We start from the raw sequence: 25,435 nt of genomic DNA, 5'->3' as shown, positions 1-25,435 counted from the left end.
CGGGTCCACGCGACCCCTCCACTCACTTGAGGTTGACGTCAAGTTCAACTATTACTGGACGCGCAGGCCGATTTCAAGAGTCAGGAGAACCACTGATGATCGACACGAGCGCGCTTCCCGTGCGGCCGTCGTCGCTGGCCGAGCTGCGCGGCCTCGTCGGAGCCGAGATCGGGCCGACGGACTGGCACGAGGTGACGCAGGAGCGGATCGACGCCTTCGCCGAGCTGACCGGCGACCGGCAGTGGATCCACGTCGACGCCGAACGGGCGGCCGCGAGCCCGCTCGGCGGCACGATCGCCCACGGCCTCTACAGCCTCTCGCTCGGCCCGGCGATGTCCTATGCGCTGCTTTCGTTCGAGGGCTTCGCGCACTCGCTCAACTACGGCTACGACACGGTGCGCTTCCCCGCCCCCGTGCCGGTCGGCTCGCGCATCCGGATGCGCTCGACGATCCTGGCCGTCACCGAGGTCCCCGGCGGCATCCAGGTCAGGGTCCGGCAGACCTTCGAGCGCGAGGGCGCGGCCAAGCCGATCGTCGTGGCCGAGGCGATCGCCCGCGTGGTCGAGTCCCCGCCGACGGCGGGATGACGGCGTGCTCCCTTCCCGCTCGCAGGGTCAAGCGGGAAGGGAGCACCGGGCGGTCAGGCAGGCGCGGGAACGCCTGCCAGTCCGGCCAGGGCGTCGCGGTGGTCGCCCGCCGCGCCGAGGGCGATCGAGTCCGCCTTGGCGCGCTTGAGGTAGAGGTGGGCCGGGTGCTCCCACGTCATGCCGATGCCGCCGTGCAGCTGGACGCACTCCTCGGCGGCGTGCACCGCCACCGGGGAGCACCACGCCTGGGCCGTCGCCACCGCCGTCCGCGCGGCGTCGGTCAGGCCGCCGGTGAGCTGGTCGGCGGCGTTCCTGGCGACCGCGCGGGCGCGCACGACGTCCAGCCACAGATCCGCCAGCCGGTGCTTGACAGCCTGGAACGACCCGATCGGTCGGGCGAACTGCGTGCGCTCCTTGACGTAGGCCACGGTCGTGTCCAGACACCACTCCGCGACGCCGAGCTGCTCGGAGGCGAGCAGGCCCGCCGTGTACGCCAGCGCGTACGGGACCGCGTCGGAGGAGTCCGCGACGCGCACCGACTGCGCCGCGCGCAGGGTGACCGTCGCGACCGGCCGGGTCAGGTCCAGCGACACGTCGGTGTCCACAGTGAACTCCGTTACCGCGTGAACGGCGTCGCCGACCGGCACGAGCAGGACGTCGGCGACCTCGGCGCCCGCGACGCAGGGGATGACGCCGGTGAGCCCGCCGTCCTCGGCCACGACGTCGTTCCCGCCGGGCCGGAACGGGTCCGCCGCCAGGGAGACGGCCACCGCGGCCGTCGTGGCGCCCGCCGCCAGGTCGCCGAGGATCTTCCCGGCCTCGCTCGTTCCCGCGCGCAACAGCACCGTGGTCGCGAGCACCGCGCTGGTGAGGAACGGGACCGGCGCGACGGCCCTGCCCAGCTCCTCCAGCACCACGGCCGCCTCCCGCGACGACGCCCCCGCGCCGCCGAGCGATTCGGGCACCAGCAGGCCCGCGACGCCGACGTCGCGCGCCAGCACCCGCCAGAGGTCCCCGTCGTACGGCAGATCGCCCTCGACGCGCGCGAGGACGGTGTTGGCCGAGCACCGGTCGGCGAGAACCGCGCGCACGGCGTCGCGCAAGTCCTGTTCCTGTTCGGTGTAGAGCAGGCTCATCGCGGCAGCCCCTTCCAGGGGACGTTCTTGTCGGTCCTGGGCTCCGGCGGCAGGCCCAGCACCCGTTCGGCGATGACGGTGCGCAGGATCTCCGACGTGCCGCCCTCGATGGAGTTGCCCTTCGCCCGCAGGTAGCGGTAGCCCGCGTCGCGGCCGAACATGTCGACGTCGTCGGAGCGGCGGAACGTCCAGTCGTCGTAGCGCAGCCCGGCCTCCCGGTTCAACTCGACGTCGAGGCCGGACAGGCGCTGGTTCAGCGTCGAGAAGGCCAGCTTGGCCGCCGAGCCCTCCGGCCCGGGCAGCCCGGCGGCGAGCTGCTCGCGGAAGCGCGCCGCCGCCAGCCGGGTGGCCTCCGCGTCGACCCAGAGGGCGAGCAGGCGGCGGTGGAGGTCGTGGGTGCGCAGGTCCGGGCGCGTCCGCCAGGTCTCAAGCACCGGCCCGATCGGTCCGCCGCCCGGCTCGACCGGCTCACCGCCGATGGCGACCCGCTCGTTCATCAGCGTGGTCTGGGCGACCCGCCACCCCTCCCCCACCCCGCCGACGCGCAGGTCGTCGGCGAGCCGGACGGAACTGAGGAACACCTCGTTGAACTCGGCCTCGCCGGTGATCTGGCGCAGCGGCCGCACCTCGACGCCGGGCGCGGCCATGTCGCACACGAAGTACGTCATGCCCGCGTGCTTGGGCACGTCCGGGTCCGTCCTGGCGATCAGGATCCCCCACCGCGCATGGTGCGCGCCGGAGGTCCAGACCTTCTGCCCGTCGACGACCCACTCGTTCCCGTCCCGGACGGCGCGGGTGGCCACCGCGGCGAGGTCCGACCCCGCGCCGGGCTCGCTGAACAGCTGGCACCAGATCTCCTCCCCGGTCCACAGTGGTCGGAGGAAGCGCCTGCGCTGCGCGTCGGTCCCGCAGGCGAGGATCGTCGGCGCGGCCATGCCGAGCCCGACCCCCTGCTTGCCGAGGTCCGGCTGCGGCGTGCCCGCGAACTCGGCGTCGACCACCTCCTGCAGGTCGCGGGAGGCGCCGAGGCCGCCGAGACCCTCGGGGAAGTGGACCCAGGCGAGCCCGGCGTCGAACCGCGCCCGCAGGAACCCGACCCGATCGGTGACGTCGCGATGGGCGGCCACGAAGGCGCGCACCCGTTCGCGCGCCGACGTGGCGTCCAACTTGGTACTCATCTCTCTCCTCAGTTCCCGGCCCGGCAGGTCAGGCGCAGTTGCCCCGCGTCGGCGACCCGGCGAAGCGCGCGGCGAGCCAGTCCAGCGCAGGCGACACGCCGAACAGGTAGGCGGTGTGGTGGTCGGCCATGGGGATCGATCGCCACTGCACGACACCGCCGCGGGCGCACCAGTCGGCGCGCAGTTGCTCGCCGATGGCGTACGGGACGATCGTGTCGTTGGTGCCGTGGTAGACGTAGACGGGCGCGGCCGCGGCCCGCTCGCCCAGGCGGTTGTCGCCGAGGCGCCTGCGCCAGTCGGGCGCCTCCAGCGGGTTGCGCACGGTGAGCTCGTCGATGGACTTGCCCTCCGCGGCGAGCGCGTTCTCGACCACGCAGCCGTTGCGCATGCTCTCGACGAGCGCGCGGCCGTCGTCGTTGAGGTAGCTGTCGAGGTCGAGTTCGGGATAGCCCGCGTCGTGGCCGATGGCGGTCATCAGCGACAGCGCCAGGTTGCTGTCCGTGCTGGACGAGGCGAACCGCAGCAGGTCGGCCGGGACGCCGCCGCTCACGACGCCCTTGACCCGCAGCTCGGGGGCATAGGAGCGGGCGAGTTCGGCGGCCCAGCCGCTGGCCTGGCCGCCCTGCGAGTAACCCATGACCGCGACGGGCGACGTGGCGTCCACCCCCGCCCGCCGCGCCTCCGGCAGCCGCTGGGCGGCGCGGGCGGCGTCGAGCACGGCGGCGCCCTCGGCCCGCCCGATCATGTAGGTGTGGTCGCCGGGCGTGCCGAGGCCCTGGTAGTCGGTGACGACGACGGCCCATCCGCGCTCCAGCGCGCCGTTGAGGACCACCGCCTCGAAGCTGCTGCCGTCGGCCAGCTTCGCCGAGGGGGCGCACTGGTCGCCCATGCCCACCGTGCCGAACGCGTAGGTGAGCAGCGGGCGGACGCCGTCGCGGCCGTCCAGCGGGATGATCACGGTGCCGGAGACGACGTCGGCCTTCCCGCCCGCGCCCGTGGAGCGGTAGTGGATCTTCCACGCCGCCGTCGCGGTCGGGATGCCCGGCGGGAGCCGGAACGCCGACGGCTCGGCGCTGACGATCTCTCCCGGGTCTCCTGCGCCTCCTGGCCTTCCCGCTACTGACTGCGCCTCGGCGGCGGCGAGTCCGGTCACGGGCAGCAAGGCGGCGGTCAGGCAGGCGATCACCATCCGGGCCTTGTTCGCGTGTTTCATGCGCGCTCCTTTGCGCTCTGCAGGGTTCGCCCGGTCCACCCGACGCGACGCCCAGCTCGTCGGCCGCGGGACCGCAGGCACCCCATGCAACCGCCCGGCGGCGGACGACTCAATACTTGAGCTTGACGTCAAGTTCAGAAAGTTGCAATCGCGAACACCGATGAGCGCGTGCGGCGGCGTGCGCTCTGATTACGGTGCGAACAGCGCGGTCACCCGACCGGCGCGCGTGGGGTCAGGAGTCGATGCGGAGCGCGTTGAACCAGATCCGGTTCACCGTGCCGACGAGCTTCTCGAACCCGATCGGGATTCTGGCGACATAAACGATGTACGCCATGCGGCTGACCATCGCCGAAAGGGCGAGCGCGGTCACGAAGGGGTCCAACTCGGGGTCGGCGTTGCCCTGTTCCTGCAGATCACTGATCATCTTCGCGTTGCGCTTGCCGAAGGCGACCGCGCGTTCCCTGCGGAGTTCGGAGAACTTCTCGTTGATCTGGGCGACCTGCTCGAACAAGGCCATCAGCCGCGAGTTGCGCTTATAAGCCTGGAGATAATCCCGGTTGGCCGCGTCGATGAGCGCCCGAGGGTCGCTCTCCCCGGTGCGCTCGCGCAGGTGGGGGTGCAACATCTCCTCCTGCACCACCTCGACCAGCGCGGCGAAGATCTCTTCCTTGTCATTGAAATAGGTGTAGAACGACCCGGAAGCGACGCCCGCGGCCTTCGTGATATCGGTGATCCGGGCCTCGACATACCCGTCCCGCTCGAAAACCTCACGCGCCGCCGCGATAAGCGCCTGCTTGGTCCGGATCCCCCGCCTGCTCCTCGGCGTGATCCTCGCGGGCCGCTCGTCGTCAGTCGCTTCCGAAGGATTCACTGCGGTCGTTCACCTTTACCCGGTCACTCGGCTGGTCGAAGGGTAGCAGCCAACCCCTCCACCACCCGGGACGCACGACCTTCGCGCCGATGTCCGGCCTGATCGGAGTCCGGACGACCTCCTTCCAGCCCAGCATGCCGCGAGCACGGCGGTCCCGCCGTCCTCGGCAGGGTAGGAGTCATGCCCTGCGCCGATCGGGTGATGTCGTCGCTGTCAGTCGCGACCAGGTGATTGTGAGCGACTAGACAGGAGGTGGCGGACTCACGGGGGTGGTCATGGTCGTCGGGAGCCGGGGCGAGGACGGAACCGTCGGCAACACGGTGGTGGGGCAGGTCGCGGGCCAGGTGGTGCAAGCGGGACACGTGGGTTCGGTGCATTTCCACACGCGCGCCACGTGGGGTGTCACGCCGGACCAGTTGCCGCGGGCGCCCGCCGGGTTCGTGGGGCGCGACGCGGAGTTGGCCGAGCTGGACCGGATCGGCGCCGCCGCGCGCGGACCGCTCGTGCTGACCGGGATCGGGGGCGCGGGGAAGTCCGCCCTCGCCGTGCGCTGGCTTGCCGGGCTGCCCCAGGAGGACTTCGACGGCTCCCTCTTCGCGATGCTCGGCGGCCCTGCGGCGCCGTTCGAGATCCTGGAATGGTTCCTGATCTCATTGGGGGTGCCACCGGAACGGATTCCGCTCGACGAAGGGCTGCGGGCGTCGCTGTACCGGTCGGTCACGGCGGGCAAGAGGCTGCGTCTGCTGCTCGACGACGCTGTCTCGGCACGCCAGGTGCGACCGCTGTTACCCGCAGGCGACAGCATCGTCGTGGTGACGAGCCGCTCGCTTCTGTCCGGCCTCGCGGTCGACGGCGCCCAGTGGGTCCAGGTCGGACCGCTGAGAACGACCGACTCGGTGCGCTTGCTGGAATCGGTGATCGGCCGAGACCGGGTGGCCGCCGAGCCAGGCGCCGCCGACGCGCTGGGCAGGCTCTGCGGCGGCCTGCCGCTGGCCCTCTCCGTGGTGGGCGCGCGGTTGGCGACGCGAGCGCGCCGCCCGCTGCAGTGGGAGGTGCACAAGCTGGGCGATGAACGGGAACGACTGGCAGGCCTCGACCTGGGCCACGACCTGTCGGTCGGAGCAGCACTGGACCTGTCCGTGCGCGACCTTCCGGAGCCACTGCGCGAGGCATATCGAGTGTGTGCGTGGCACCCCGGACGCGAGTTCGGTGTGCCCGTGGTGGCCGCAGGCGCCGACATCGCCGAGGCGGAGATGGCCGCCCGTCTGGAAGATCTGCTCGAAGCCGGGCTGGTGGCGGAAGTCGCGGACGAGCGGTACGCGCTCCATGACCTCGTGCGCCTGCACGGCCGCGGCGCGGGCGGTTCGGCCGTTGTCCGGACCATGGTCGAGTGGTATCTCGACCGGAGCGTCGCGGCGGAGCTCGCGGTGCATCCGCTGCGGCCGAGGATCGGGCCCAGGTTCGCCGAGGCGCGCGCCACGGACTCCGCCGACCAGGCCCTGAAGTGGGCGGAGCGCGAGCGGACCAACGTGCGAGCAGCGGTGGAGGTCGCCGCCGACCAGGGTTGGGACGACCTCGTGTGGCAGTTCTGCGAGGCGCTGTGGGGACGGTTCCTGCACACCAGGAGGTACGCCGAGTGGATCGATCTGCAACGCCTCGGGATAAACAGCGCGCGCCGATGTGAGGACGCCCGCGCTGAGGGCAGGCTGCGCAACCAACTCGCCTACGCCTACGCCCAGTTGGGCGAGGTCGGCAGCGCAGCGGAGGAAAGCGCTCGCGCCATGGAGTTGGCACGCCGCTGCGCCGACGGTCTGGGCGAGGCGACCGCGTGGGAACAGCTCGGCCTCGCTGTCCAGGGCTCCGATCCCGACCGCGCTCTGCACTGCTTCCGTCGGTCCCGGGACCTCAACGCCCGGCTGGGCCGGGTCCGCGGGGTGGCACTGTGCCGCAGGCGCATCGGTGAAGTCCTGGCCGACCAGGGCGACCTCGCGGGCGCGGCTGGGGAGCTGACAGCAGCCGCGGCGGCGATGGCCGAACTCCGCGATCCCACCCAGCACTCCCGCGCTGTCTCCCTGCTCGCCCAGGTCGAACTGCGCAAGGGCGACAGCGACCGCGCTCGCCGCGTGCTGACCGACGCGGTGGCCGCGATGCGCGAGTTCGGCTCGCCTTACTACACCGCCGAGACCCTGGCCGCGCTCGGGGACGCAGCGCACCAGGTGGGGGATCGGAACGCCGCGATCAGCGCGTGGACCGAGGCCGCCGACCTGTATGCGGGTTTGGGCGACGGGAAAGCCCAGAGCGTGCGCGATCGCATCGGCGCAGCGCTCGACCGAGATCCTCCACATAGGACTTGACCACCTCGTGGACCGCGGCGTCGCCGGTGATGACATCGGCGACGGCGCGCCAATCGGGACTCGCGACTCCCTCCTGAGCGATCAGGACGTCGCCCGGCCCGAGCACGGAGTCGAGCCAGGCCGCCCGCTGCACTCCCTCGGCCACCGGGGTGAGCTGGATCCAGACGATTCCCACGGGGTACACCCCTACCACGGCAGCGGGATCGGAACCGGCACACACCCGGGTGTCGCGTCCCAGTCGGGCACCGCGAGCCCAAGCAGCTGGTACACCGCCTCACGCAGTCGAGCGTGTGCTTCACCGAGGCGTGAGGACAACGCGGTGGCGAACGCAGGCACAGGCGCGGCGCGGGCCAGTTGGGGAGCCAGCGGACGGCTGTGGTCGATGGTCACGACCGTCCGACGAACCTGGTCGGCGACGCTGCCCCGCCGCAGGTTGTCGACCGGCGCTGACGCGAGAGCGACCCGCACGCCGACGGCGACAGCGTAGGCGGTTGTCGAGCCGTGGTCCCCCACGACGACATCCGCGGCGAGGACGGCGCCCTGCCACCCGCGCTCCGGCGGGATGACCGCCAGGCCGCGGGCCAGCGCCCTGGCCAGCCAGCCGCGGATCGTCGACGCGCCGTGCACGGCCCAGACGTTGGGATGCAGGACGAGCGCGACACGTGCCGACGGGAACTCCGCCATGAGGCGCTCCGGTAGATCCCAGTGCGTCCCGAACGCCGATGCCGGTGACCACGTGGAGGTCATGAGCACGAGGTCCTGATCGGGCGCCACGCCCATCGCGGCGCGATAGCGCTCGCGATAGGCGCGGGACGCGAGCATGCGGTCCAGGCACGGGTCGCCCGCCACGAAGGCCCTCGCCCTCGCCTCTGGGCAGCGCGCCGAGATGAGGCGCATGTCGTCATCGGTGTGCAGGGCGATCCGCGCTGGGATGATCCGCCCGCTGTGGACGAGCACCTCCCGGTCGAGGCCGGTCGTCGGTTCGCTCGCCATGCTCATGCGGCTGCGCGTGCGGGATTTCGCCGCACCTGCACCGTGCGGAAGCAGGAGCAGATTCCCGTGCACCTGCTCGATCCCCTCTCGGCAGGCGCTGATCACCAGATCCCATTCCTGCCTGATGGCCTGCTCCCAGGGCAATACCAGGCCGCCCAGGGAGCGCACGTGGGTTTCGACGCCGTGCCAGGCATCCGCGCCCTGAGGTACGGCGTAGACCGGCTGGACCCGGTGATCCCCGTCGAACACCGGGAGGACATCGGACAGCCGGTTTGCCGCCGTCACCGTCTGCACCAGCACCAACACCCCTTTCAGCCCCACACGCGTGAGCCTGCCGGCCGCGTCGTGCCCGACCGGTCCGCGTATCCACCTGACCGTTCCCATCACAGCCCTCCCCCGTCCGCGGCAGGCGGGGAGTCCTTCCCCGCCGTCGGGGACGAGCATCACCCGGACAGTCGCGCGAATCCCTTCCGCCATTGGGTTCATTCACTTGCGGCCGGAAGGGGAACGAGGGATGTTCGCGGTTCGAGATGGAAACCCTTGCGGATCACTTTCGATGTTCTGCCGGTCCCGGCTCGATGTCATCTCGGCTAGACTCCAAGATCACATAAAGTCACGGTCACCGTTTCGGTGAGTAGTGCGACAGAGCGGGAACAGAGTCCCTACCGGCTCAGGGGTGAAGCTGGTGAACACGCTGTTCGGGATCTTGGGCACCACCGCGTTGCGTCTCGATGACGAGCTCGTGGACGACTGGGGGCCGCCACGGCTGCGGGCGATGCTGGCGGCGCTGCTGACCCGTCCGGGGACCTGGATGCGCTGGGACACGCTGACCGAGCTGATGTGGACGCCGGACGCCGAGCCCAAGAACCCGTGCGGCACGCTCGACAGCTACGCCAGCAGGCTCAAACCCGTCCTGGAGCGGCTGCCGGGCGCGCCCCGGGTGCAGAGCAGGAACCGCAGGTTCCGCATCCCCGCCGACCCCGCGGACGTGGACTTCGGGTATTTCCAGGTGATGGCCCAGCGGGCGCGCGAGGCGACCGAGCCGGGCAGCGCCGCGGAGTTGGCGCAGGACGCCATCCGGCTGTGGCGCGGGCCTGCCTTGGACGACTTGCGTACCGAGCCTGCGAACCGGTGGCGGCGGCAGGCCTCGCTCTACCAGCTCGTCCCCGCGTACATCACGTTGCTCAACGCGTGGTTGGCGCTGGACGAACCCGATCGCGCGCTGCTAGCCCTCGATGAGGTCCAGCGCGAGCACCCGCACGAGGTTCGCTTGGCGATGCTCCGCATATCGGCGCTGGCCGCTCGCGGCCACCGCATCGACGCGACGACCTACTTCCGGGAGGTGCGCGCCGCGCTGATGGAGCTCGGCGACGAGGAGAGCGCGCTACTGCTGCACAAGCACCACGACTCGCTCATGTTCCCGGCGAAGCCGTCGGTCCCACAGCCACCGCCCCCGGCGGCTGTAGACGCGCTCTGCACACTTCCCCCGGACTTCCAGGACTTCATCGGACGGTCCGACCAGCTCGCCGCGCTCGACGCCGCAGGGCTCGGCCCCGGTGGATCACCTCGGCACGCCGTGCTGGTGATCGACGGACCTCCCGGGGTCGGCAAGAGCACGCTGGCCATCCACTGGGCACACCGCGTCCGGGGCCGGGTGGACGAGGTCGCCTACTTCGACCTCAACGGCTTCGCTGACGAGGAGCCGGTGGATCCCCGATCGGTGATCGACGCCCTGCTTATCCATCTCGCCCCTGATGATGGGAACGTCAAGCCGGACGGCAACCGCCAAGCCGCGCTGCGGCAGCTGATCGCCGACCGACGGCTGCTTGTGGTGCTGGACAACGCCGCGAACTCCCACCACGTCAACGACCTGCTCACCGTGCTGGTCGAGTGCCTTGTCCTGGTCGCCAGCCGCAACCGGCTGACGATGCTGAGCAGCAAGGGGGCCAAGGCGATCACCGTTCCGCCATTGGGGCCTGCCGAGTGCGCCGAGCTCCTGACGGCCAGACTGGCGGGCCGGGCCCCACTCCCCGATCCCGTCAGCGCCTTCGCCGCCGCGTGCGGCGGGCTCCCGCTGATCGTCAACCTGCTGGCCGATCACCTGGCCACCCACACCGGTCCTCCCGCGCCGCCGAACGCCGACGATTTGGTGTTCGAGATCGGCCGGGACGGCGACGGCCACCTGTCCCCCGAGCGAGTGTTCGGCTGGTCTTACCACGCACTGCCGGAACCGGCCCGGCGCGTGTTCCGGCTTGTCGCTCTGCACCCGGCTGGCGACTTCAGCCTGGCATCTGCGGCCGCCTGCGCCGGGATGGCCGAGGTGGCCACCCGGGACGCGTTGGGCGTATTGGTGGGCGGACACCTGCTGGCCCGCGCGGGCGGGCGCCAGCGCTACCAGTTCCACGACCTGCTGCGACGCTACGCCCGCCACCGGGCGACGCTGGAAGACCCCGCCGAGCGGGCCCGCGCATTGCGCAGGGTCCTTGACCACTACCTGTTCAGCGCTCACGCCGCACAGCGCGCCCTGTTCCCGGTGCAGCACGCGCGCGATCTGGATCTGCGGTGCTACCCGGGAGCACGCCCCGCGGACTTCGCCACGGCGGGCGAGGCGGGTGCCTGGTTCGCCGCCGAACGCACAGCCCTGGTGCGTGCCGTCGCGCTGGCGGCCGAGCACGGCGACTACGGCCATGCCTGGCGGCTCGCCGACTGCGTCAGCGCTTACTTGATGCGCCACGGCCACTTCAGCGACTGCCGCCGCGTGCACGAACTCGCCGCGTCGGCCGCCCGCGCGGACGGCGCCCTGGAGGCCGAGGCGTCCAGCCACCACGAACTCGGCCTGCTCCTCATGGCCGAGGGCGACACCGAGCAGGCCCGCACCCATCTCACAGCCGCCCACGAGTGGGCGAGCGCCGCAGGCCACGACCGCGCACGCAGCGCCGTCCTCAAGGCCCAGGGCGAGCTCGAACTCGCGGCGGGCTCGGTCACCACGGCCGTGCGTCTGCTGAGCGAACACCAAGACCTCACCCAACGCCTGGGCGATGAGGAGTCCCGCGCCTGGGGCCACTCCGCGCTGGGCAAGGCCCTACTTCAGGCAGGCAACATCCGGGAAGCCGAATTCCACCTTCGCCAAGCCGAGTACCACAGCAGGATGCTCGGCGACATCTCGGCGTTGGCCGAGACCCTGGAAGGCCTCGCGGCCATCCATCGGCGAAGGCGCGAGTGGGCGACCGCCGCCGAGTACCTGGACAACGCCTTGGCGCTCACCGCCACCAACGACATCCCCGTCGCCGCGCGCCTCCACGTGGCACTCGCCGCCCTCCACCTCGACCGGGGTTCTCCCGAGGCCGCCGCGCCCCCCGCCCGGCGCGGCGTCACCCTCGCCCGGCGGATCAACGCCGTTGCGACCCTGGCCGAGGGCCTTGACCTGCTCGGGACTGTCTGCGACCACCTCCACGACCGCAAGCAGGCCCACCTGAACTGGACCCAGGCCCTGCACGCCTACACCCAGCTAGGCGATCAGGTGCGCGCGCACCAGGTCCGCGCTCGCCTCAACGCCATGGGCACCCAGGACGCCGCCAGTCCCCCCGAGCCCGACGACGACACCCACTCTGGGTTGACCTAGGGCGACAAACTCTGCCCAATAGGGTGGTTCTCGGGCCCCACCTCTGGGTTTCCGCTCGGGACAGTTGCACGATCAGTCTTGACCATCGGCTTTCGACACCCGTCTGAGACCTCGTCGCGCCCATGCACTAGGTTTGCTCGCAACAAAGTCGGTTTGCTAAGAAGAGAACCGCCTCGAGCACCTGAGGAGTACGACGAGTGAAGAACCGGCACAGCCGCTGGCTGGTAGCCCTCGCGGTCATCGCGGCCGTGGCCATCTTCCCGGCCGCCGCATACGCGTCCACCGACGCGGTGTCCGCCCTCTGGTGGCGGTACCACTAGAGCCGCCGGGCGGTTCGCGCCCGGCTACACGGGCGCGAACCGCTCCAGCTCGGCCGCCATGGTGGGCACCGACAGCCCGCAGAAGCCCGCCATCTCGCGGATCATTCCCGGCTCCACCATCGTCACGGCATCGGCGTTGTCCGCCAACTTCCGCCGCGCCCACTGGCGCAGTGGGCCCAGGTTCCTCGAGGCCCCGTCGACCACCGATCTCAGGTCGATGACGACGCCCACGGCCGCCAGTCCCAATCCGGCGCGATGCAAAGCCGCTTCCAGGACAGACGGCGCGGACACTCCGATCGCGTCGCAGATCTCCACCAAACGACCCACGTGGAACGACTTGGTCCCGGTCTCGTAACCGGACAGCGTGGGAACCCGGATTCCCGATGGCAGCATTTCGGCCACCTGGGCAAGCGTCATCCCCCGCGTCTGCCGAGCCAACCGCAATTCAACACCGACAGCCCGCATCACCATGTCGGAGGAGACTCTCGTGTCTCGTTGCATCGCACGCCCCCTCAACGCGGTCGCCGGGGGCAGACCGCGAAAGGATCGAGAGGTGGACACGGGACCATCGCGGCGCCTCCCCCGGTCGCGGTCAGGGCAATCGAACGCGTCTGCACCCTCAACCTCCACCGTGACTCGTCAGCCTCACCTGCGCAACCGGCCGTCCCAGTGATGACGGCGCATGGCCGGACCACGCATCGACGTTGATGCGCTCACCCCGCGTCACAGACACGGCCCCAGCCACCGCGGATCCACGAACGGGCATTCTGATGCGGCAGGGTGGGCATCACCCGTTCGATCGCGCCTGGGCAGCCTAGCCGCTGCCGACACCTGCTCAAACATGGTCCTCAGCACACGATGACAATCGCCCGGACGCGGCAAGCGCTACACCGAACGCCTCAGCAAATGAAAGGGACAAACACAGAATAAGACCGCTGTGCTTCCACTGCAGAAGAGCACAACTGCGGAAAACCGTCGCGATCACTCGATCCGGTCATCGGGCTGCGCCCTCGCGACAGGTCCATCCCGGGTTTCGACCTGCGATGGTCGCTGCCCTCGTGTTGCGACCGAGATGATCACGCTATTCCCAGCGGGCCCGCCCACTCGGGAGAACAGGCATGAATGCTTACCGAAGCCGGCGAACGGCCGAGGACGTGCTGGTGCTGGACACACGGCCGTCGCCCCCGCGCGGGTCAGCGCGGGGGCGACGGCGGGGTCGGGTCAGGCGGCTTCCTTGACGCCCTCCGCCTGTGCGTCCTCCGGGTCGGGGAGTTCCCGCAGGAGCGTCTTCCCGGTGGAGCGGTCCACTTGGTAGACCTCGACGAAGATCTCCTCGCCGAGGTCAACCTGGCCGTTGTTCAGGTCGGTGCGGAGGTCTTCGCTCATGTCCTTCACCAGCAGCATGGCGTTGCGGCCCGTGGTGGGCAGGCGGACCAGCAGGTATCCACCACGGCCGTTCTTCTCCGGCACGGTGCGGGTGACCTCCCCGTAGCCACGCCAGTGCGGCGTGGCGAGCACGGCCGCGTTCCCACCCCTGCTGGGGCCGGACGGCGCCGTCGCGGCGCGGTCACCGGAGGGCCTGGAAAGCTCCTTCGCCAGGCGCAGGGCGATCCGGCGCCGCTGCTCGTCGACGGCCACCACGGCGACCTCGACCTCCGTGCCCACCGGGGGCAGTGCCCCGCCGAACTGGAGCGCGGGCACCAGACCGTTCACGCCGTGCTCGACGTGCACGAAGACGCCGTGCCGCGGGTCGACGTTGGCGACCCGGCTGACGAGGGTGCTGCCGGGCGGGTACTGGCGGCTGAGCAGGGGCCACGGGTTGCTCCTGCCGCTGAGCAGCGTGTACCGCATCTCCTCGCGCATGGGGTCCAGCACGAAGGCCCCGTCGACGACCGACCCCACGGGGTAGGCCTTGCGCATGTCCTTCACCAGCCGGTTGTAGTCGACGTCGGCGTTGCTCATGACGCCGTAGCGACCGGTGTCGTCCCGCACCATGACGTACTCCTGGTCGGCGGCGATCACCCTGGCCTTGACCAGGGTGGTGCTGCCGCCCGGCATCGGCATCGGCGCCATCTCCTCGGCGGGCTCGGCGTTGAGCGCGGCGAGCTGGGCCGCGAGCTGCTCGCCCAGCACCTTCATCGCCTGGTACTGCTCGCTGTAGGTGATGTAGCGGTACAGCCCGCGGATGTCGGACGGGATGTCGTCCGCGTCCTGGGTGATGACCGCGATGCGCTTGTTGAGCATCAGCGCCCACGCGACCTCGAACGCGACGTTCGGTGAGCCGCCGGTGAAGTCGGCGACGACCAGGTTCGCCTGCTGCAGCGCCCGCCACACCGAGTCCAGCACTCCCTGCGAGCCGTAGAGCCCGTCGACCCGAACCGGGGTCATGCCGCAGTCGTCCCGGACCACGGGAACGCACACGTTGACGTAGAAGGCGTCGAAGTCGAACTGCCTGCCGTCGGCCAGGGTCTTGGTCCCGAAGGGCATGGCGAAGAAGACGTTGCCGGGCTTGGCGTTCAGCGTCCTGGTCGGCTTGAAGAGCGTGCTCATGGTTGCCTCCTCGTGTGGATCGGGCTGGTCGGGGGTGACCGGCCCGACAACTCAAGGCTGCGCCGGCCTCGCTTACAACTCACCCGCTCTCACTCACACTTGCCTGACAACATTCGCTGTTACAGACAGCGGAAGGTAAGCGACGTCCCCTACGTACGGACGATCAAGACCGATAGGGGACTCATGGCGACGACGAGGATCAAGCTGCTGGACGGCGAGGTGTGCCTGTGCAACGACACAGGCGAGCAGGCCCTGACGGGACCAGTGCTTCCCCGCATCGTGGTCGAACTCGTCGCGGGCACTCCGGGGACCGTGAGTGAGACGAGTCTGATCGACGTGGTGGGCAGCAGCAGAGAAGCGCTTCAGACCAACGTCAGCAGGCTTCGCCGATTGGGCCTGGACATCGCCCGAACAGGAAGCGGGTACCGGCTGGTGACAACCGGGGTCGGCGTCGACGCGCTTGAGTTCCTGGAGGTCGCGAGGACAAACCGACAGGATCTCAGCGCTGAACGTGTTCAGACCGCCCTCGCGCTCTGGCGGAACGGGCCTACCCGTCTGCTGGGAAGCACAGCCATGTGGAATGCGCTGCACGAGGCCAAGGCAACGCTAGAAGCACATCGAGCGCGCTTCGCGCCGAAACGGCTTCTGATAGTCGAGGACCAGGTAGGGGACAGGTTGTGCGAGGTCCTCGGCGAGTACGACTGCACAGTCGTCCAGGACCTGCCCGCGTTCTGGAGGCTCCTTCCCGACCTGGAGGACAACTTCGACGCGGCGCTGGTCGACCTGCATCTCCGCCCCGACTACGTCGACCGGGACGGTGAGGTGGTGATCGGGGCGATCACGAGCAGCACCGCCGTCCCGGTCATCATGATGACCTACAAGCTACCTGGCGGTATGAACGTCACCGAGTTCCGCGACCGCTACAACCTGGTGGCGGTCGTGACGAAGCTGGGTGACGGACCAGGCGTCGACCTCAACAACATCGTCACCGAGGTCCGTAGGCTCTTCGGCGGAGATGTCCGGGAGAAGCTGCTCGCCGAGTTGGAGGACCGGCTTCCCGGCATCCGCCGCCGCGCGCTGAAGCAGCTACGTCTCGCGGGCGCCATGGACCGCGAGCCGATGGTGGGGATCCGGTACGACCAGGTCTCGGCCATCGCCCAGAAGGGCGACCTCGCCGACCTGCGACGGGCCGTCGACGCCTTCGAGAAGGAATTCGGGCTACGCGTCGGCGATCACCGGTAGCACGACCCTGAACCGCGCGCCACCCAACTCGGAGGGGCCGGGCAGCAACTCCAACCGGCCACCGAGCGACTCGGCCCAGCTGACCGCACAGGCCAGACCACCACCGTTGCCCGCGTGTTTGGTCGATGGCGGGACCCTGCCCTGGTCGAGCGCGGCACGCACGTGGTCGGGGACGCCCGGGCCGCTGTCGGACACCTCGATGAGGGCCTGCCGGTTCACACGGTCAACGGCCAGCGTGAGCGTGACCGTGCCCGCCACCTCCGTCGGCACGCCCGTCGACGCGGCGCTCTGAACGCCGTTGAGCAGCAGATTCTCCAGGATGAGTCGCAGGTAGATCGGCGCTCCCAGGCATTCGGCCTCGGCGTCGCCGCTGAACAGGACGTCGACCTCGCTGTGGTAGGTCTGGGCGATCGTCCACATCTCCTGGCAGATCCCCTTGAGGTCCACCCGCTGGTCGGGGTTCATCCAGTCCTCCAGCGTCCGGCGCACCCGTTGGTTGGCGAGGACGTTGGCGCGGTCGTCCCGGGGGTTGACCGGGTCCTGTCCTGCCCAGGAGTGCACGACGTGTTTGAGGACCTTGCGGTAGAGAGCGTCCTCGCTCAGCGACTTCAGGTTCTGTTGGTGCTGGGCAAGAAGGTGCAGGACGACCTCGTGCACAACCGATAGTGAGGTCCGGTGGAGCGCACGCAGCACGCTGCACCCGCAAGTGGTGAGTCGGCCCTCCGATGGTGTCCAGTCGGGTAGATAGCCCCGCTCACGCAGGCGGGCGAGAGCGTTGTGGAGGTCGAAGACGGTGTCCACCGCGGCCGGGGACTTGGCCTCGTTGAGCAGCATCAGGGCGCAGTCGCGAAGCCCCTGTTCGTCGGCGAGGTCGAACATCGTGATCATCGACAGAACGCAGAACGCCTGGTCCCCCAGTTCCTCGCGGAGAGCGGTCACCAGCATGCCGTCGAAGTCGACGCTGGCACGCAGGCTCTGGAGATCCGCGGTGGATACCCGGACCATCTGGTCGACGACGGTCAGGAGCACGGGCACGTGTCTGCCGGTCGCCGCGAGCAAGGCATCCAGCTGCACGGGGGTGACCGAATGGCCCAACAGGTAAAGCAGCCACCACACCTGGGCTCGCAGGCGGTCTGGATGTTCTTCGGACAGGCTTGCCGCGTCGACCACCTCGACGCCCTGGTTCGCACACATCGTGCGCAGCAGCGAGACCAGTCGCTCCTGCCTGCTGCGGGGCCGCCCCTCGTGCGGCGCGAGCAGGCTGAGCACCGCGGCGATGTCGACCACCACGTGCCCTGACGAACCGCGGTCGCTGACATCGAGCGAGAGCCGGAACCGCGCGTCACCGGGCCTGTCGCCGATCGCGAAGCACACGGGGGTGCGCCCGGTGAAGGTGAGGCTCGGCAATCGGTGATCGTCGGGAAGGATCAAGTGGGTGTAGAGAACGCCGTCGCGCTCCTCCACTCGGGGGTCGACGTCCACATCCGCCACAAGACGCTGGACAGCGGCCACGTACGCGGCGATAGCGGGCAGCGAACGCCCTGGCAGTTCACCCAAGGACGCGACCAGCGCCCGGCCCGCCGGGTCTTCCGGGATGTAGGGCCGCGCGCTGGGCATGCCTGCATCGGCTCCGGTCAGCCAACCGCTGATCTTGGCGAGCGGGAACGACCGCCACGGCCACGGCCGTTCGCGCAATGACAGCGGGACCAGGATGTGGCCGGGTGACCGGAGCGCGTCCTCGGCCAGCCGCAACTCCCCTGCGGCCGCCAGGTCACGCACGTGCTGGGCGAACTCCGCCGAAAGCTCGGGTTCGCATCGCTTGATCCGCTCCTCAAGCCTCTGCCGCTTCTCCTGCTCCGCCGTTGTGACCTCCAGCGTCGCGTCGGCAAGCAGACGGTTCGCGACAGCACTGCGCTCGTCGACGGCCAGGTCCGCGGCGGCCACGGTCAGCGGCGCGCCGACCCGGTCGAACCGTGCGACCAACTGGCGCCATCGACTTGTCACGTCGTCCTCCACACGCGCGCGACCGGTCGCGATGTCGGCATGCAGCCTTTCGACGGCCTCCTGGGAGATGGCCGCGGCGTCGCCGAGTCGGACGACCTCCGTCTCCGCCATGCCGAACTCGCCCGCGTCCACCAGATAGCGCACGCCGGTTTCCGGCGTCCACGCCCGAGCGATGTCCTCAGCCAGCAGACGGACGAGCGCGGTCCGCGGTTGGTCCCCGCCGAAGCGCCGTGCGCGGGAGAACTCCGGGAAGCGCCACACGGGCAGTTCGGCTGCCGCCTCCTGCGACTGCTCAGGCATCGTCCTCACCTCGGATCGCCTCGGTCAGCTTGTCGAGCGCCCAGATCGCGAGCCCGGAAGCAGGCGCTCCGCCCAGCGCGGCACGCATGGCCTGGGCTTCGACGGCCAAACCGGCTATGGCCCGCAGGTGTTCGACCGTCACCGTCGTGTGGACCGCGGTCTGCGCCTTGGCCAGGTCCGCCGCTGCCCTGCGCGCGGTGACAAGGACGGTTGAACTCTTGGCGAGCATCGAGCGCCGCCGTGTGTCGGTGATCAGCGTCGGGCTGTTGGCCGCCTTCGTGGCGGTGTCCAGCCACCGACCTTCGTCGGTTCCATTGCGCTCTGACCACTCCGACAACGCGGGCGCGTCCCGCGACGCGACCAGACTCTCCAGTGCGGCCAACGGCCCTTGCGGCCCGAACAGGTACTCCATGGTCAGATCCCCTTGCACACAGCCGGGGTTGAACTTCTTGAACCCGTTCACTGCACTGCTGACCCTGATCCAGGTGCGGGCCGAGGCATCGGCGGACCGGGCGGCCTCGGCTCGCGCCCGCAAAGCGGCGGTGGGAACCGGGCCGAACCGCCGCACGTGCCCGGTCACCGCCTGGACGAACGTCCACGCCGCCCCTCCGGCCGCGCCTGCGAGTGCCTCCACCGCGTCGACCAGGTCGTTGTCGCCGTTGATCAGCAGGTCGACGGCAGCGAACACGGACAGCACCCGGCCCTCGTCCGCCGGGACCTCGCCGAGGAAGGCGTCGGCGACCAACTCGGCGAGCGCGGGTGTGCCGTAAGCCGCGGCTGCGGCCGTCAGCAATGGCGGTCGAAGGTCCGGGGAATCGGGGAGCACACCTTGGACGAGATGCGCGGCCTGCCAGTCCTGGGCCGTCCAGAGCGCCTCGGACAAGAGACGGCCCCACGTCGCGTGCTCCTCGGTGCCGGGATCGGCGGCGGCGAACAACGCGGCGTACACCCGCTGGAGTTCCGCGGTGGTCGCCCCTGCGGTCGTCAGCACGTCAATGACGTCAAGGGGCGAGGTCTGCGCGCGGCAGGCCGCGACGACGTTGCGGGGGTCGAACGCCGTCCCGGTGTCGGCCAGCATCCTCAGGATCTCCTGGGCGGCCAGGTAGACGGTGGAACCGTGCCGCGCGCCTTGTGCGGTGACACGACCGGGAACTGGGCCCGCCCAGGCCGGGAAACGACCGCCGAGGATCGAACGCGCCACATCCGAGGCGACGTCCGGGGCGGTGATGTGGAGGCTGACCTCGCTGCGCTGCCGTCGTCGCCCGGCGCCGTACCTGCCATCGAACGACAGGTAGTTGTAGCTCCCGACCACGACGTCGTCGTCGATCACCAGAACCTTGGCGTGGTTGTCGGTCTTCTCCAGCACCGTGAGCTGCCCAACCCGCTCGCCCGCAGGCCCTTCGGCAAGGCCGCGCAGTTCCCGGACGCGCACCCCATCCTCGTTTTCCCGGTGGAGTCTGCCGTACACCAGTGCGACGTTCACGCCACGGCCAAGGCACTCACGGACCCGCTCGAGGAAGTCGGGATTGACCACCGCCGAGGAGAACTGGTCGGAGGTCACCAGGATGCGTCGTTCCGCCGTGCGCAGGGCCTTCCAGAGCAGAGCGCTGTGAAAATGGTCCCTGACCAGTTGGACCACCGGCCTCAGCGAGTCGAACGTCTCGGCGAGACCGTGCCCGGTGCTTGTCCACGACTGCGACCACACGGTGACCGCCGCAGCGCGGTCGGGGCTGTCCTCCACCGTCGGGTCGAACGACGGCGACACGATCGGCTCGCGGTCGACGCTGCGCGAGCGGTCTCCGAACAGGCTGCGGTCACGGATGATCGCGCGGGCGTGGTCGTAGTTCGGGCTGGTCTGGTGCGCCCAGACCAGAAGCGCGTCCAACACGGGGGACGGCGTCATCGGGTCCGCCGCCGCGACAACGCCGATCTCGGCCTGATCCGACATGGTGAAGAAGTTCCTGCTGGTGACCAGGACTCTGCGGTCGTCCACCAGCACGAGCTTCGCGTGCACATGGGCGGGCTGCGCGTCGTCGAACCGCAGAGCGCCCGCGGCACCGTCGCCCAGCGCCGCTCGCTGGACATCGCGCAGGATATCCACCACCGCCGCGTCGAGCTTCCCGTCGTCCCGGTTGATCCCCCACAGCACCGTGATCTGCACTCCGCGCCGAACAGCGCTCTTCATCGCGTCGACGTACCTGTCCACGCCCCGGTGGTGGAGCCATGGGACGGCCATCACCACCTGTCTCTCGGCGGAGCCGAGCAGGTCGATGACGGCTTGGTGGTGTTCCTCCGCGGACCGGACAACGGTGACCGACATCTGCCGAGATGCCATGTCCGCCAGCTGGGCGTCCAGGTTGCCCGCGCGCGTGACCAACCGGTCGTGCTCCCGGCGGCGGTTGGCCACCGCCGTCCTGGTCAAGGACTGCGCTGCGTTGCTGAAGTCAGCGAGTTGCTGCCGAAGGTTCTTCGGCTCCTCGAGGATGTGGTCGGCGGCCCCGCGCAACGCCTGCGCGAAGGCGCTCTGCGGCTCGGTCTCGACGAGGTTCTGCAAGCGGTTGGCGGCCGTCTCCCGCATCGCGGGCGTCAGCCTTTCGTCCGCGACCCGGATGACGAGCCGTTCCCCGTCGAGTGCCACCTGCACACTCATGGCCAGGAACATCGTGCGTCCCGCCGCAGTCAGATCGTGCGGCGCCAAGTACGCCTTGACCACCCGCATGGATCCGTCGTGCCCCAGGTCCCCCCGTCTATCCAGGCTGCGATTGAGACCTGCGGCGAGCGCGTCCGGCTCGATGTCGGCGACCGTCAAGTCCGCGGGCATCCGCGTGACGACGAGATTCGCCCGCCCCGGCGCGGAGCGGGCGCTCGCCGTCGGCAGCACGCGTCCGGTGAGGGGATCCAGGATGACGTCCTCGGTGCTCGGAACGCAGAGTGACGCTTCCACGGCCTCATCAGGAGAAAGGCGGGCCAACTCCTCGCTGGCCTCCGCGGTCAGCTTGATGTTCTCGCCGTTGCCGTCGAACTCGAACACCACCCGCTGGGTCCGCCATAGGTCGCCCAAGAGGTCGACCATCAGGCGGGGAGTCAGGTTGAACAGGTCCGAAAGCGCCTGCACCGTGGTGATCCCGGCCGCGATGGCCTTGAGCACCAGGGTCTCGAGGATGGAGGTATGAGCCTTCGGGGCCAGGAGGATACGCGCGGTGTGAACCTCGCACTGGATGTAGACGTCGAGGGTCTTCATGACGCCGCCACATAGCTCATCGGCACGACCTTCCCGAACTCGCGGACCGCGGCCACCGCGTTCTGCCATTCGGGCACGCCGCAGTGCTCGTAGCACGCGATGCGGCCGATCACCACCAGCAGATCGCGCGCGCGGCTGAGCAGGACGTTCGCCCGCGCTGGCTCGGCGACATGTCCGAGACCGTGGCCGTGGGCGTGGGGGTCGCGGTCGCGGACGAGCGAGGCGACGACGATCCGCGCCTCCCTGCCCTGGAACGAGTCGACGGTCCATACGTCATCGGCGTGCTCGGTGAGCTTCATCTGGATCTGGCTCACCTGTCTGCGGTAAGGCGTGACTATCGCCAGCGCCTTGCCCTTTTCCCTGCCTGCGATGTCGTCGATGGACGGCCGCAACGAGCGGACGAGCCGGGCGACCAACGCGGCCTCCACCTCGTTGTACCAGAAGCCGGTCGCGTCCTGGGTCGTGCCGGTGTCGATCCACACCATGGCCTGTCCGCGCAACCACGGCGGCTGCACGATCCCGTGGTCCCCCTCAGGCCGCATAGTGACGAGACCGCCGCCTCGCCGCGCGGCGTAGAAGCCATTGCTCACCACCTCGGCGATGGGTTTGCGCATGCGGCGCTGTTCCGTCAGCTCCTTCCGCGGCGCGTCGGGCCGGGGGTCGCTGAACATGCGCTTGAACGTGTCGAACGCGTCGATGAATGTGGAACGGGATTCCCACCATCGCGCGACTTCCGGGTCCGGGTCCTCACGGCAGTTGCCGAGGAAGCGCTCCACGTCCTGGCGGGCGAAGGCGCCGATCTGGGCTTGGTCGCCGACCAGGGTCCACCGCGTTCCGCGAACCAGGGGCATGGCCAGTTCGGTCGGCCACGCCTTGGCCGCCTCCTCGATGACGACCCAGTCGAACAGTTCGCTGGAGCCCTGGTCGACCAATCGGGAACGAGTGGACGCCCCTGTCGTCGCGAAGACGACGTTGGCGCCGCGTCGGACCCTCGTCCTGATCTCGGGCCCCGAGAAGGACACCGCCCGCAGCCACAACTGGAGGATGTCCCTGATCCTGGGGTCGTCGAAGCGTCCCACGCCCTGCCCGCCCGTGATCTTCCTCTCGATGGACCGCTGGAGCCGCGGAACGACCTCGTCGGGCATGAACTGGTTGACGGGCGCGCTGACGTGGCGCTCCGTGAACTCCCCCGCGATCCGCAGGGCAAGCCAGTCCGTCGGCGTCGGGGTGCCGTTGTCGTCGACGGCCTCGATCTTCTTGAGGATTCGCGCGGCGAGGTTGTCCAGGGCATCGTGCGATTGGGCGGACACCAGCACGCGTGCCTGGGGGTCGCTGAACAGATAGTCAGCGACCGCTTGCGAGGTCACCTCGGTTTTGCCGGTACCAGGCGGTCCCTGGACAGCGAACATGGCCTCGTGCCGGAGGATGGCGTGGACCGCGTCACGGCCCTCTCCCTCCAGGCGTCCGCCCGCGTCCTGCCACCGGTCGGGGTTGCCTTGCAGCCCCATGGGCCGGATCAGCGCTTGGAGGAGAACCGGGTATTGGCCCAGTTCCTCCACGGCGCGCGCCTGGTGCCAGATGTTGCTTCTGCTCGCCTGGTCCCGTCGCAGGCGCAACCAGCCCGATTCCGGCAGCGACGTGGGCCTGGCCAGATCGAGGACCACGACCTCGCGGCCGTGGGTTTCCGCCAGCCGGAACGTGCCGACGACGTCGCCAGGAGCGCCCTGGCGGTCGGCGCACACCTCGATCATCGCGCCCGCAGGCTCGTCGGCGGCGGACTCGGCGAAGAAGTCCGCCATCGGACCGCGAAGCCGATCATCGCTGACGAGCTTCTTGTGCATCGCGGATTGTTTGCGGGCCCGTTCCCTGTCCCGGGTGCGGTCCCACCGCAGCGCGACGCTCAGCCCTTGGTCCGACTCCTGGCGAACGTAGGCGTACTCCCGAGCGAACAACTGCGCGCTCTTGTAGTCGATGAACCAGTCCAACGCGTCGAGGTAGCCCTGCTGCTTGGTCGTCCGGTGGAACCGCTGGGCCGTGGTGGCCACGAGATCCGGCCAGCTCGGCCGCTCCTTCGATTTGCGCGCCAACTCTGTCGGGCTGGCGCGGTAGGGCACCGCTTCCACCGCGAAGATCTGCCGGGTGAGGCTGTTGTCGCGCAGGGCATACAAGGCGCGCGGTGCCCTGGACCGCTGCAGGACATACTTGATGACCTTGATGTTGTCGAAGTACTTTCTCGTGCCGAGCTGGTTGTGGTACAGCGTCTCGGCGAACCAGACGAAGTTTCGGCCGAACATGACGGTCTTGGCGCGCAGCCGATCTTCCTCGGCGCCGACCGGCACGAACGGAACCGCTCCCTGCTCGGAGTGGCACACCGTGGCCTTCCGCAGGTCGCTCTCGATGAGGTCGACGAGTTGCGCACGTCCCTCGTCGGTCATCGCGGACTCCGACAACGCTTTCCAAGCCAGCAGAGTGCGGTCGGACTGCTCCGGCATGTAGGCGACGAGGTAGGGCTTCTCGCATTCCGTCTCCGCCGGGTAGCCCCCCACGATCCCGTGGTAGTTCTTGCTGAGCGCGGTCATGACATCGGCCATGGTGGGCCGGGAGCTCGGCAACGGATCCAGCATGCTGTGGAGGAGCTTGCTCAACGCCGGTGGCAGTTCGGTGGTGATGTTCACTCGTCGTCGCACTTCCCGCTGGAACTTCTCCAGGTCTGGGCCTAGCGGCGGGACGTCATCGAGCAGGGAGGCGCCGAGAAGCCATTCGGCGGCCATCATTCCCAGTCCGAACACATCGCCCGGGAGATCCCCCGCGCCGGGACTGTCCGGCGCCCCGGACAGGAAGGCGACGCGCTCCGGTGGAGCATACGCGAGGAAGCGCCTGTCCTGGTTGAGGTAGAGCGGGCGGACGCGGTCCGCTCCGGCGTTGTCGATCTGACCGCCGCGGAGCAGGTTCGAGACCATCGAACTCATCTCGAACCGGGTGAACAGGAAGCGGAACTCGGCGCTTCCCGTGTCCTCGTACTCGAGGATCCCCGGCCAGAGGTTGCGGTGGGCGATCCTCGAGTCGTGGAGCAGGGCCAATCCGTCCGCCAGCCGCCACAGAGCGCGCACGGCCTTGGCCGGATCCGCCTTGAAGTAGCCGTCAAGCGCGGACAGGTCCGGGATACCGAGGTGGGAGCGGGTTCGGATGAAGCCCGCGCCCTTGCCGTCTCCTCCCGGGATCAGGTCGGGCCGGACGTAACTGCCGCCCTCGAGGACGGGGAGGCTGGGATGCTCGAGGCTGCCGATGCGCTGCAGCACGCGGAGTTCCTGCTCCCACATCTGACCTCCGACCTCACCCAGACCCAAATAGACCGTCAGGGCGATGTCGTTGTCGTCGTGGTCCAGGAGCGGGTACCGGTAGATCCGGTCCACGACCAGCTCTCGGCCGTCCAGGTCGTCGAGGTCCTCGCTCGCCGGCCGGAAGCGGCCGCTGCTGAGAACGTCGTTGTTGAGGATCGCGCGCACCACGACGTCAGCCTGAGCGATGCTCACGCCACCTCCCTGATCGCTACACCACGGCGGCAGCGACCTCACGGACACGCAGCGCCGATCCACGGGAGAAGCGCTGTCCGGATGCCAGGTGACCATGGTTGTGACGTTCTGTTACGGCGGCTAATCGTCCGGCTGGGCGCGAGTGTTTCGACGGCCCGTGGGACGTGTGAAGATTCACTCGAATGCCGTAACGGCACTCGCGAGCGCAGGTTGACGACGGGGACAGCGGCACACGGAGAGGCGCGACGCTTACAGCTTATATGAGGAACTCTCCGCTCTCCGACTGTGCGC

15 protein-coding genes are annotated in these 25,435 nt (G+C 69.6%); 5 read left to right on the top strand and 10 right to left on the bottom strand.

Annotation, left to right across the window (positions count from 1 at the left end):
- Window positions 1-95 precede the first annotated feature (95 nt).
- On the top strand, window positions 96-587 hold the full coding sequence (locus Actkin_RS11770; RefSeq protein WP_189212640.1) for a MaoC family dehydratase: 492 nt from the start codon (window positions 96-98) through the stop codon (window positions 585-587).
- A gap of 53 nt (window positions 588-640) precedes the next feature.
- Here the strand turns inward: Actkin_RS11770 and Actkin_RS11765 are convergent, their stop codons facing one another.
- The 4 genes from Actkin_RS11765 to Actkin_RS11750 form a co-directional block, all read right to left on the bottom strand.
- Window positions 641-1,723, bottom strand: a complete 1,083-nt coding sequence (locus tag Actkin_RS11765) for an acyl-CoA dehydrogenase family protein (protein ID WP_258907156.1) — start codon at window positions 1,721-1,723, stop codon at window positions 641-643.
- On the bottom strand, window positions 1,720-2,901 hold the full coding sequence (locus Actkin_RS11760) for an acyl-CoA dehydrogenase family protein (RefSeq protein ID WP_258907155.1): 1,182 nt from the start codon (window positions 2,899-2,901) through the stop codon (window positions 1,720-1,722). Before Actkin_RS11760 ends, Actkin_RS11765 begins: the two co-directional genes overlap by 4 nt.
- 28 nt (window positions 2,902-2,929) lie before the next feature.
- The gene (locus Actkin_RS11755; RefSeq protein WP_258907154.1) at window positions 2,930-4,114 is read right to left on the bottom strand and encodes a lipase family protein; all 1,185 of its coding nucleotides are present in this window, start codon (window positions 4,112-4,114) and stop codon (window positions 2,930-2,932) included.
- Between the two features lie 232 nt (window positions 4,115-4,346).
- Window positions 4,347-4,985, bottom strand: a complete 639-nt coding sequence (locus Actkin_RS11750; RefSeq protein WP_258907153.1) for a TetR/AcrR family transcriptional regulator — start codon at window positions 4,983-4,985, stop codon at window positions 4,347-4,349.
- A gap of 323 nt (window positions 4,986-5,308) precedes the next feature.
- Here Actkin_RS11750 and Actkin_RS11745 point away from each other — a divergent pair, with 323 nt between their 5' ends.
- Complete coding sequence (locus Actkin_RS11745) at window positions 5,309-7,339, top strand: tetratricopeptide repeat protein (protein WP_258907152.1); 2,031 nt, start codon at window positions 5,309-5,311, stop codon at window positions 7,337-7,339.
- 186 nt (window positions 7,340-7,525) lie between these two features.
- Here Actkin_RS11745 and Actkin_RS11740 read toward each other — a convergent pair whose 3' ends face one another.
- Window positions 7,526-8,632: a hypothetical protein gene (locus Actkin_RS11740; protein WP_258907151.1), complete on the bottom strand. Its 1,107-nt coding sequence runs from the start codon at window positions 8,630-8,632 to the stop codon at window positions 7,526-7,528.
- Between the two features lie 385 nt (window positions 8,633-9,017).
- On the opposite strand from Actkin_RS11740, the gene Actkin_RS11735 reads away from it, so the two are divergent.
- The gene (locus Actkin_RS11735) at window positions 9,018-11,954 is read left to right on the top strand and encodes an AfsR/SARP family transcriptional regulator (RefSeq protein ID WP_258907149.1); all 2,937 of its coding nucleotides are present in this window, start codon (window positions 9,018-9,020) and stop codon (window positions 11,952-11,954) included.
- Between the two features lie 197 nt (window positions 11,955-12,151).
- Window positions 12,152-12,274 carry a hypothetical protein gene (locus tag Actkin_RS11730; RefSeq protein ID WP_258907148.1) on the top strand — a complete coding sequence of 41 codons (123 nt, stop codon included), beginning with the start codon at window positions 12,152-12,154 and terminating at the stop codon, window positions 12,272-12,274.
- A gap of 24 nt (window positions 12,275-12,298) precedes the next feature.
- On the opposite strand, the gene Actkin_RS11725 is transcribed toward Actkin_RS11730, so the two are convergent.
- Window positions 12,299-12,739 (bottom strand): helix-turn-helix domain-containing protein, encoded by a 441-nt coding sequence (locus Actkin_RS11725; RefSeq protein WP_258907907.1) that lies wholly within the window; start codon window positions 12,737-12,739, stop codon window positions 12,299-12,301.
- Between the two features lie 756 nt (window positions 12,740-13,495).
- Window positions 13,496-14,824, bottom strand: coding sequence for a hypothetical protein (locus tag Actkin_RS11720; RefSeq protein WP_258907147.1), 1,329 nt, complete (start codon window positions 14,822-14,824; stop codon window positions 13,496-13,498).
- Window positions 14,825-14,923: 99 nt separating this feature from the next.
- Here Actkin_RS11720 and Actkin_RS11715 point away from each other — a divergent pair, with 99 nt between their 5' ends.
- Window positions 14,924-16,066, top strand: coding sequence for an AfsR/SARP family transcriptional regulator (locus tag Actkin_RS11715; RefSeq protein ID WP_258907146.1), 1,143 nt, complete (start codon window positions 14,924-14,926; stop codon window positions 16,064-16,066).
- Here Actkin_RS11715 and Actkin_RS11710 read toward each other — a convergent pair.
- The 3 genes from Actkin_RS11710 to Actkin_RS11700 are packed head-to-tail and all read right to left on the bottom strand — an operon-like array spanning window position 16,043 to window position 25,144.
- Window positions 16,043-18,370 carry an ATP-binding protein gene (locus tag Actkin_RS11710; RefSeq protein ID WP_258907145.1) on the bottom strand — a complete coding sequence of 776 codons (2,328 nt, stop codon included), beginning with the start codon at window positions 18,368-18,370 and terminating at the stop codon, window positions 16,043-16,045. The two genes, Actkin_RS11715 and Actkin_RS11710, sit on opposite strands and share 24 nt — an antisense overlap.
- Window positions 18,363-21,611, bottom strand: coding sequence for a phospholipase D-like domain-containing protein (locus Actkin_RS11705; RefSeq protein WP_258907144.1), 3,249 nt, complete (start codon window positions 21,609-21,611; stop codon window positions 18,363-18,365). The genes Actkin_RS11710 and Actkin_RS11705 overlap by 8 nt, the downstream gene beginning before the upstream one ends.
- Complete coding sequence (locus Actkin_RS11700) at window positions 21,608-25,144, bottom strand: AAA domain-containing protein (RefSeq protein ID WP_258907142.1); 3,537 nt, start codon at window positions 25,142-25,144, stop codon at window positions 21,608-21,610. Before Actkin_RS11700 ends, Actkin_RS11705 begins: the two co-directional genes overlap by 4 nt.
- Window positions 25,145-25,435 lie beyond the last annotated feature (291 nt).

Origin of the sequence: Actinokineospora sp. UTMC 2448, assembly GCF_024760565.1 — a bacterium.
GTDB lineage: Bacteria > Actinomycetota > Actinomycetes > Mycobacteriales > Pseudonocardiaceae > Actinokineospora > Actinokineospora fastidiosa.
This window is presented reverse-complemented; position numbering and strand designations above follow the sequence as displayed.

Bases quoted from the DNA above. Each gene is read 5' to 3' on its own strand.
- Actkin_RS11755 (WP_258907154.1), bottom strand. From the start codon at position 4,114: ATGAAACACGCGAACAAGGCCCGGATGGTGATCGCCTGCCTGACCGCC.
- Actkin_RS11705 (WP_258907144.1), bottom strand. From the start codon at position 21,611: ATGAAGACCCTCGACGTCTACATCCAGTGCGAGGTTCACACCGCGCGT.
- Actkin_RS11765 (WP_258907156.1), bottom strand. From the start codon at position 1,723: ATGAGCCTGCTCTACACCGAACAGGAACAGGACTTGCGCGACGCCGTG.
- Actkin_RS11710 (WP_258907145.1), bottom strand. From the start codon at position 18,370: ATGCCTGAGCAGTCGCAGGAGGCGGCAGCCGAACTGCCCGTGTGGCGC.
- Actkin_RS11770 (WP_189212640.1), top strand. From the start codon at position 96: ATGATCGACACGAGCGCGCTTCCCGTGCGGCCGTCGTCGCTGGCCGAG.
- Actkin_RS11760 (WP_258907155.1), bottom strand. From the start codon at position 2,901: ATGAGTACCAAGTTGGACGCCACGTCGGCGCGCGAACGGGTGCGCGCC.
- Actkin_RS11725 (WP_258907907.1), bottom strand. From the start codon at position 12,739: ATGCGGGCTGTCGGTGTTGAATTGCGGTTGGCTCGGCAGACGCGGGGG.
- Actkin_RS11720 (WP_258907147.1), bottom strand. From the start codon at position 14,824: ATGAGCACGCTCTTCAAGCCGACCAGGACGCTGAACGCCAAGCCCGGC.